Origin of the sequence: Corynebacterium sp. (genome assembly GCF_043426755.1) — a bacterium.
GTDB lineage: Bacteria > Actinomycetota > Actinomycetes > Mycobacteriales > Mycobacteriaceae > Corynebacterium.
In genome coordinates this window covers 24,442-31,929 of sequence record NZ_JBHWRP010000008.1, presented here as the reverse complement: position 1 = coordinate 31,929, position 7,488 = coordinate 24,442, and the positions used below count along the sequence as shown (strand labels likewise).

General features: G+C 59.3%; 8 protein-coding genes. 2 read left to right on the top strand and 6 right to left on the bottom strand.

Going from position 1 to position 7,488, the window contains the following annotated elements; genetic code table 11:
- The 4 genes from ACHFGA_RS01190 to ACHFGA_RS01175 form a co-directional block, all read right to left on the bottom strand.
- The coding region (locus tag ACHFGA_RS01190) for a maleylpyruvate isomerase N-terminal domain-containing protein (protein WP_394280652.1) at window positions 1-278 on the bottom strand (278 nt) is incomplete at its 3' end.
- Window positions 278-1,105: a fumarylacetoacetate hydrolase family protein gene (locus ACHFGA_RS01185; RefSeq protein ID WP_394280651.1), complete on the bottom strand. Its 828-nt coding sequence runs from the start codon at window positions 1,103-1,105 to the stop codon at window positions 278-280. The genes ACHFGA_RS01190 and ACHFGA_RS01185, both read right to left, overlap by 1 nt.
- A 3-nt stretch (window positions 1,106-1,108) precedes the next feature.
- A complete protein-coding gene (locus ACHFGA_RS01180; protein WP_018581352.1) occupies window positions 1,109-2,227 on the bottom strand; it encodes a cupin domain-containing protein in 1,119 nt (372 codons plus the stop codon).
- 133 nt (window positions 2,228-2,360) lie between these two features.
- Window positions 2,361-3,137: an IclR family transcriptional regulator gene (locus ACHFGA_RS01175; protein WP_394280650.1), complete on the bottom strand. Its 777-nt coding sequence runs from the start codon at window positions 3,135-3,137 to the stop codon at window positions 2,361-2,363.
- Window positions 3,138-3,201: 64 nt separating this feature from the next.
- Here ACHFGA_RS01175 and ACHFGA_RS01170 point away from each other — a divergent pair, with 64 nt between their 5' ends.
- Both ACHFGA_RS01170 and ACHFGA_RS01165 read left to right on the top strand, forming a co-directional pair.
- On the top strand, window positions 3,202-4,563 hold the full coding sequence (locus ACHFGA_RS01170) for an MFS transporter (protein WP_394280649.1): 1,362 nt from the start codon (window positions 3,202-3,204) through the stop codon (window positions 4,561-4,563).
- Window positions 4,564-4,627: 64 nt separating this feature from the next.
- Window positions 4,628-6,004 carry an FAD-dependent monooxygenase gene (locus ACHFGA_RS01165; RefSeq protein ID WP_394280648.1) on the top strand — a complete coding sequence of 459 codons (1,377 nt, stop codon included), beginning with the start codon at window positions 4,628-4,630 and terminating at the stop codon, window positions 6,002-6,004.
- Window positions 6,005-6,063: 59 nt separating this feature from the next.
- Here the strand turns inward: ACHFGA_RS01165 and pth are convergent, their stop codons facing one another.
- Both pth and ACHFGA_RS01155 read right to left on the bottom strand, forming a co-directional pair.
- Entirely contained in the window at window positions 6,064-6,609 is a 546-nt protein-coding gene (pth, locus tag ACHFGA_RS01160) for an aminoacyl-tRNA hydrolase (RefSeq protein ID WP_394280647.1), read from the bottom strand.
- Between the two features lie 58 nt (window positions 6,610-6,667).
- The gene (locus ACHFGA_RS01155; protein WP_394280646.1) at window positions 6,668-7,321 is read right to left on the bottom strand and encodes a 50S ribosomal protein L25/general stress protein Ctc; all 654 of its coding nucleotides are present in this window, start codon (window positions 7,319-7,321) and stop codon (window positions 6,668-6,670) included.
- Window positions 7,322-7,488 lie beyond the last annotated feature (167 nt).

Here is a 7,488-nt window from a genome sequence, read left to right as displayed (position 1 = left end):
AGGGTTGCGCCGAACTCGATTTCCTTGCCGCGGGCGTCAGGGGAGGAGTACATCGGGTTCTCCACCCCAGTCTCAGCCCAGTCCATCAGGTTGCACAGCGCGCGAGCGTTATACGCGACGTGTGCAGCCAGGTGGGACACGTCCCATCCGTCGAGGAGAGTGTCGCGGCCAAAATCGGCGTTGTCAATGAGCGCCAACTGGCCCGAGTAGTGGGCGGTGCCACGGCGGGTCAGCGCAAGGCGCTCCTCAATGGGCAGGTCGTGGAAGGATTGTGTCATTACTCGAACACCGTCTTGTTTGCCACGTAGCCTAGGCCGTCGATCTCGACCTTTACGGTCTGGCCGTCGCCGATGTAACGCTTTGGATCGCGAGCATGGCCCACGCCACCTGGGGTACCGGTGACGATGACGTCGCCAGCATCCAGTGGGTAGATGTGAGAGATGTACTCGATCAGTGCCTCTGGGCCGAAGACCAAGTCATCGGTTGGGGTGGTTTGCATCTTCTCGCCCTCGAGGTAGGTCGCGAGCTCGCCACCGAAGGTGTAGTCATCCTTGGTGGTCATCCAAGGGCCGAAGCCAGCGGACTTCTCAAAGGATTTGCCCTGGTGCCACTGCAGAGTGCGGTACTGGTAGTCGCGCATGGTGTAGTCATTCATCACTGCGTAGCCAGCGATGTAATCCTGCGCATCAGCAGCCTTCACGCGACGAGCGCGCTTGCCGATGATCACAGCCAGCTCACCCTCCCAGTCCAGCTCGCTGTTTGCGTACTCAGGAACCAGAACATCGTCGAATGGACCGGTCAGAGCATCTGGGTACTTCACGAACAGGGTAGGGAACTCGGGCAGGTTGCGGCCCATCTCCTTGATGTGGTTGGCGTAGTTTAGGCCAACACACACAATCTTGTTCGGAGCAGGAACAACAGCGTCAAGATCGGTCTGTGCGAACTCGACGGTTTCGCCGGAAGCGTCCTTGGCGATCTGCTCCCAGTTCTCCTCCTTGAGGAGCTCACCGACGTTTGCAAAGTCGTTGATCTTAACTGCAGTGGTTTCGCTCTCGAGACGAGCTGCAAAAGTGCCCTCGTTAGAACGGATTGTTGCTAGACGCATATTTTAGATTCCTTCCGGGGTGTAGGTACGTGCGAGATCGAGCTTCTCGAAGATTGGATGGTCAGAGAAGTTGAACAGGTCAGCGCCATCGTCGCCGGCCTCGATGTGCCACTTCTTCCACGATGGAACGTTGAAGACGTCACCGTGCTGCAGATCGAACTTCTCATCACCAACATACGCGGTTGCGGAGCCTTCGAACAGCTGGAAGACACGGTTACCCACCTCATGAACCGGAACAGTCGAAGCGTTCGGGCGCAGGCGGTGGAACTCTGCACGGATGGTGGCCATGACGTCGCCACCGGTCGTTGGGTTGGTGTAGCGCACCGCAGCGTGGCCTGGGGAGACAACGCCAGGGAATCCCTCGTCCTCAAGCTGCAGCTGCTGGTTCAGCGCTGCGTCGGTGTGCTCCCATGCGAAGCGGCCGATCGGAGAGGAAACAGTCTTGCCAGGGAATGCGACAGGACGCAGGCCTGGGTGTGCCCACAGGCGCTCGCCGCGCGAGTAGTCAGGGGTGCCCTCGTCGGTAAGCTTCTCGGTGCCGTACTCGAAGAAGCCGGTGTCCATGGTGTGGGCAAATGGGATGTCCAGGCCGTCCAGCCACGCCATCGGCTCGGTTGCGATGTTGTGGTGGCCGTGGAAAGCCCAGCCTGGGGTGATCAGGAAGTCGCCGCGCTTCATTGGCACAGCGTCACCGTTGACCACGGTCCAGACGCCCTCGCCCTCGATGACGAAGCGGAACGCGTTCTGGGAGTGACGGTGCTCTGGAGCATTCTCGCCCGGTGCGAGGTATTGGATAGCAGCCCACAGGGTGGGAGAGACATAGGTGTTGCCGTCTAGCGCTGGGTTTGCCAGGCCGATTGCGCGACGCTCGCCGCCACGGCCGACGGGAACCAGTTCGCCGGAGCGCTGAGCTTCCTTGTAAAGAGCTTCCCAGTCCCAGTGGTAAGCAATGGTCTTTGGCTCTGGGGTGTTCGGCATGAGGCCACCGATCTGACGCCACAGCGGCTTCAGGTGCAGCTCATCCATGCGCTTGTACATTGCGTCCAGCTCAGCCTGCTCTTCGGGGGTTGGTTCCGGAGCGGTGAACTCGACGTGTTCCTGTGAGTAATCAGTATCACTCATCGTTCTACCTCCTGTTTTCAGTGACGTTTTCGTCGTCAGGTTGTGATTCCGAACATAGGCGGATAACGAACGTGATTCAAAGCCTTTCCGCTATATGGAATTTCTTGACGGGGGTAGTGGCATCTACCCCCAACTAGTGCATATTTGGTGGGCGAAACTTCGCTAATCGACGATTCAGGTCCCGCACGTGCTTCACCAACATGTCAGCGCACTGGCGGTGCACATTCCGAAACCGTGTCGTCGGGATGGACATTGTGATTGCGCCGAGCGTATCGCCCAGCTCATTGCGCAAAACTGCCCCGACGGCGGACACGTCGTGTTCGTATAACCCGTGGTTGAGCGCGAAGCCGCGGGTGCGAGTGCGGTACAGCGTCCGGCGTAGATCCTCAAACGCCTCATCTTGCATCGTTGGATACAGGGCGCGCAGTTCGCCGGGGGACAGTTCGGCCAAGATTGCCAGACCTCCAGAATTTTCGTCGGCAGGCATCACCTGTCCACGGCGCGTGCCGACGCGCACCAGCTGCGAGCCCTCCGCAGAATAGAGGAAATGGGTCTTATTTCCGGCAAGCACCTGCAAGTTGCAGGTTTCCCCAGACTCGGCGGCGAGCGCAGTGAGGTGATCGGCAGTGGCTTCGATCAGCTCAGAGCCCATGCCTGGCACCAGGCTTGTCGACGAGATGGCCGGGCCGGGTAGATAGGTGCGTGATTCTGAGCGGGTGGCAAATCCGCGGTAGACCAGCATTGCCATCGAGCGATGCACTGTCGACGGTGCTGTTCCTAAGATCTCAGCTGCCCCCGAAATGGTGAGGCTTCCGCTGTCTCTCAACATCAGAATTAGGTTTAGGGCTAGGTCTACAGACTGCAGATACTCGCGTGGGGGCGGCCCTTGGGTGGGTCCTTGTACGATCATGGTCATTCCTTCCGCTATGTGGAATAATTTTGATTGTAACTGCGATCACGTCGATCATGTAGCTATGGCTTCACTCTCTGCTTCTCCAGGTTCCTCCACGCCGGAGCAACCTGAGATACACGATTACGCGTCGGAATCAGATCGATTTACCATCCTCGGGATCTCAGGCCGCCGCCTTGCAGCAGTCTTGATCGGGTGGTTCTTCGTCGTCTTTGACGGCTATGACCTCATTGTGTACGGAACCGTCCAGGAATCCCTCATGCAGGAATGGGGGATTAGCGCAGCAGAAGCAGGCACCGTTGGCTCTGCTGCGTTCGCCGGTATGGTGATCGGCGCTGTCCTCATCGGACGTATTTCTGACCAGATCGGGCGCAAGTTCGCGGTGATCGGGTCGGTCATCGTGCTGTCCGTCTTCACCATCGCCTGTGCTTTCGCGCCAGGACCCATCGTCTTCGCATTGTTCCGTCTGTGCGCGGGTATTGGCTTGGGCGGACTCGTGCCTTCAGTCAACGCGATGACGTCCGACCTCGTGCCACCGAACAAGATGTCCGCCTGGTCCACCGTGATGATGTCCGGTGTTCCGCTCGGCGGCTCGATCGCGGCAGTGTTGGCCCAGTTCATCGTGCCGTTTGACCCGCACTGGGGTTGGCGCACGATGTTCCTGATCGCCTTCGTTCCGCTGGTGGTCGGCCTTCCCATTGCAATGAAGGTGATCCCGTCCGACAGGGACATCGCCGCGGACTACGACGCACACCACCAGGGTGAAGAAGCCTCTGATGAGAAGCCGGGCTTCGGCGCCATCCTGGGTTCGACTTACCGCTCTGTGACGATCTGGTTCGCTATCGCTACCTTCATGACGTTGCTCGCCTGGTACGGCTTGGGCACCTGGCTGCCGAAGCTGATGACCGAAGATGGATATGACTTCGGTGCAGCCTTGAACTTCACCCTCGCCCTCAACCTGGGCGCGATCATCGGTTCCGTCGTCACGGCGTGGGCCGGTGACAAGTTCGGTCCAGTTCTCTCCGGCTCGGTCGCGGCCGGTGTGGCCGGTATTGCGCTGCTCATTCTGGTCACCGGCCCGCCGATCTGGGCTGTGTACCTCATCCTAGTGTTGGCCGGCGTCGGTACTCACGGTACTCAAATCCTGATCATCGCCGCAGTTACCCAGTTCTACCCGCACCACCTGCGTGGTACGGCGCTGGGCTGGGCGCTGGGTGTTGGACGCCTCGGCGCAGTGGTTGCACCTCAGATGGCAGGCCTGCTGCTGTCCTGGGGTCTGGGTGTTAACTCCAACTACCTCATGTTCGCTATTGCGGCGTTGCTGTCTGCGACCTCCTTGTTCATCCTGGCGGGTGTACGTCGCCGTCAGGTTGGGCCTGCGCAGCAGGAAACCGCGACGATCATTTCACATACCGAACCACAGTAAAGTGGCTCACAATTCCATACACTAAGTAACGCAGCCCATACATTTGGAAGGAAGATGGTTTCACATGTCCGTTGAGAAGACTAACGAGCTAGCTGGCCAGAAAATCGTCATCGTCGGTGGTGGCATTGGTGGTGCCTCCGGCGCCCTGGCACTGGCGCTGCGTGGAGCAGATGTCACTCTGTACGAACGTCACTACGAATTCAAGGAAGTCGGCGCCGGCCTGCAGATCGGTCCTCACGGCGTGAAGATGCTGGAAGCTTGGGGGCTGAAGGAGAAGGCGCTCGCTGGCGGTTTCATCCCAGAGCGCATGCAGTTCCGCGATGGGATCACCTCGGAGCCAATCTTGACCATGAACTTCGACGAAGAGTTCAAGGAACGCTATGGCGGCGAGTACCTCGTTATCCACCGCTCTGACCTACTGGACATGCTGGTTGAAGAAGCACGCAAGCACGGTGCCAACCTGGTCAACGGCTACCTCGTCACTGGTGCCGAAGACCACGGCGACGGCGTGACCGTCCACCTAGCGGACTTCGACACAGAAAAACCTTATGAGGACGTCGAGTGCGACATGCTCATCGGCTTCGACGGTACTCACTCCATCTTCCGCCCCCTGATCGTCGAGGATGATCCTGTCCCATCCGCTTATGTCGCCTACCGCGGCACCTCGAAGCTTGCCGACGATCCAGACCCAGAAATCCAGAACCTGAAGGACGTGCGCGGCCACATCGGCCCACGCTGCCACTTCATCCAGTACCCACTGCGTGGCGGCGAGCTGCTGAACCAGGTCGCCGTGTTCCAGTCTCCGCGTTACCTGGAGTCCCTGGTCAAGGGCGAGGAGGCCCCGGAAGACTGGGGCAACAACGAAGAGTTCAAGAACGCTTTCGACCACACCCACGACAACGTGAAGACCCGCCTGAAGAACATGTGGCTGCACACTTGGTGGCAGATGGCTGACCGCGAGCCGCTTGAGGACTGGGTTGCATCGGACCGCATCATCGTGATGGGCGACGCAGCACACCCACCACTGCAGTACATCGCATCCGGCGCCATCATGGCCATGGAAGACGCGGAAACCCTCGCGCTCTACGCCGCCGAGGCCGCAAAGAAGGGCGAACTGAACTGGCCAGACGTGCTGCGCGAAGTCTCCAATGAGCGTCAGCCACGCTGTGCACGCATCCAGACCACTTCCCGCTTCTGGGGCGAACTGTGGCACGTCGACGGCCTGCCACGCCTGATCCGCAACGAGCTGTTCCGCGAGGCCGAAAAGGCGGGCTGGTACAAGTACGCCGACTGGCTGTGGGCATACGATCCCGAAGAGCGCGCCTACATCAAGGATCCTTCCAAGGGCCAGCTGCCTGAGGAACTCGCTGAGTGGGAGTACAACCTGCACAAGATCGCACGTCAGCGCGAAGAGGGATCTGAAGACGAGATCACCATCTAGCTGAGCGCTTATCGACGATCAACCGGCCCGGACGCACCATGCGCCCGGGCCGTTTCTTTTTAGAGGGCGCGGCGCAGTTCATCCACCGCGTCGCTGCAGACGAAGGGGAGCTCGCCCGCTTCCTTTTTGTTGAAAGGCTTCAACACATAGTCGGCGACTGGTTGGCGGCCCGGCGGGCGGGAAATGCCGACAGCTAGCTTGTTATAGTCGCCGGTCCCTAGCGATTTGGTCACGGATTTTAAGCCGTTATGACCATGGTCGCCACCCCCGCGTCGGAACTTCACCTGCCCGAAGTCGAGGTCGATCTCGTCGTAAAGCACATAAATGTCCTTGGGGGCGACACCGAAATAACCGGCCAACGCTTTGACGGGTCCGCCTGACTCATTCATATAACTGCGGGTGCGGGCGAGGACGGTTTGTTCGTCGAAAAGCCTACCGGCTGTCACTTCGGCGATCTCCGTGTTGGTTTTCTTGTGCACGCTGAGGGCGGCGGGCATGGGGGAGACCTCGTCGAGAAGCTCCTCGAGCACCATCACGCCGATGTTGTGGCGGGTGTCAGCATACTTCGGGCCGGGGTTGCCAAGGCCAACGATTAAAATAGTCACGGGCTAATCATGGCATAGAAAAACCCGCCAGCTGTACAGCTGGCGGGTTCGGGGGAGATTACTCCTCGTCCGAGCTTGCCTCTTCAGCAGCGTCCTCTGCGGACTCAGCGCCAGCCTCAGCGCCGCCTTCCTCAGCTTCTGCAGCTGCTTCCTCAAGCTCCTCGTCGACCTCTTCGTAGGTGACGTTGATGACCAAGTCCTCTTCCTCGGTGATCAAGGTTGCGCCCTCAGGCAGCTTGACATCCTTCGCCAGGATCTGGTCGCCGATCTCCATGCCCTCGATGGACACGACGATCTCTTCCGGAATCTTCAGAGCGTCGATCTCGATGGTGATCACGTCTGCCTCCTGGATCAGGACGGAACCAGGTGCGTTCTCACCCTCGGTGACGATGTTCACGTCAACCTCAACCTTTTCGCCGCGCTTAATGCCCAGCAGGTCGATGTGGTCCATGTCCAAGGTCAGGACGTTCTGATCAATCGCGCGGACCATGGCCAGGTTCTGGTCGCCGTCGATCTCAAGCTCGAGAACAGCGTTGATGCCGTCGTTACGCACCAGTGCCTGCATCTCCAGCAGATCAGCGTGGAAGTGGATGGTCTCTGCGTCCTTCGAGTACAGAACGCCTGGCAGGCGACGCTCGCGACGCAGGCGACGTGCCGCGCCCTTGCCGAACTCTTCGCGCAGCTCAGCCTTGATTACTGGGGTATCAGCCATGTGAATCTCCTTCAATAGTTAGTGTGTGGGCCGCGAAAAGAAAAACCTGCGACCAACTCATACGGACAATGCTCGTCGAGTGATCGCAGGCTTAAAAAGGCTGTGATACATATCGCGTCGATAACGGCCCTATTTCAGCCCTCGCCGAGACAAGCGAAAATCTTACC

Coding starts and splice junctions, on each gene's coding strand:
- ACHFGA_RS01185 (WP_394280651.1), bottom strand. CDS start 1,105: ATGCGTCTAGCAACAATCCGTTCTAACGAGGGCACTTTTGCAGCTCGT.
- ACHFGA_RS01170 (WP_394280649.1), top strand. CDS start 3,202: ATGGCTTCACTCTCTGCTTCTCCAGGTTCCTCCACGCCGGAGCAACCT.
- ACHFGA_RS01175 (WP_394280650.1), bottom strand. CDS start 3,137: ATGATCGTACAAGGACCCACCCAAGGGCCGCCCCCACGCGAGTATCTG.
- ACHFGA_RS01180 (WP_018581352.1), bottom strand. CDS start 2,227: ATGAGTGATACTGATTACTCACAGGAACACGTCGAGTTCACCGCTCCG.
- ACHFGA_RS01165 (WP_394280648.1), top strand. CDS start 4,628: ATGTCCGTTGAGAAGACTAACGAGCTAGCTGGCCAGAAAATCGTCATC.
- ACHFGA_RS01155 (WP_394280646.1), bottom strand. CDS start 7,321: ATGGCTGATACCCCAGTAATCAAGGCTGAGCTGCGCGAAGAGTTCGGC.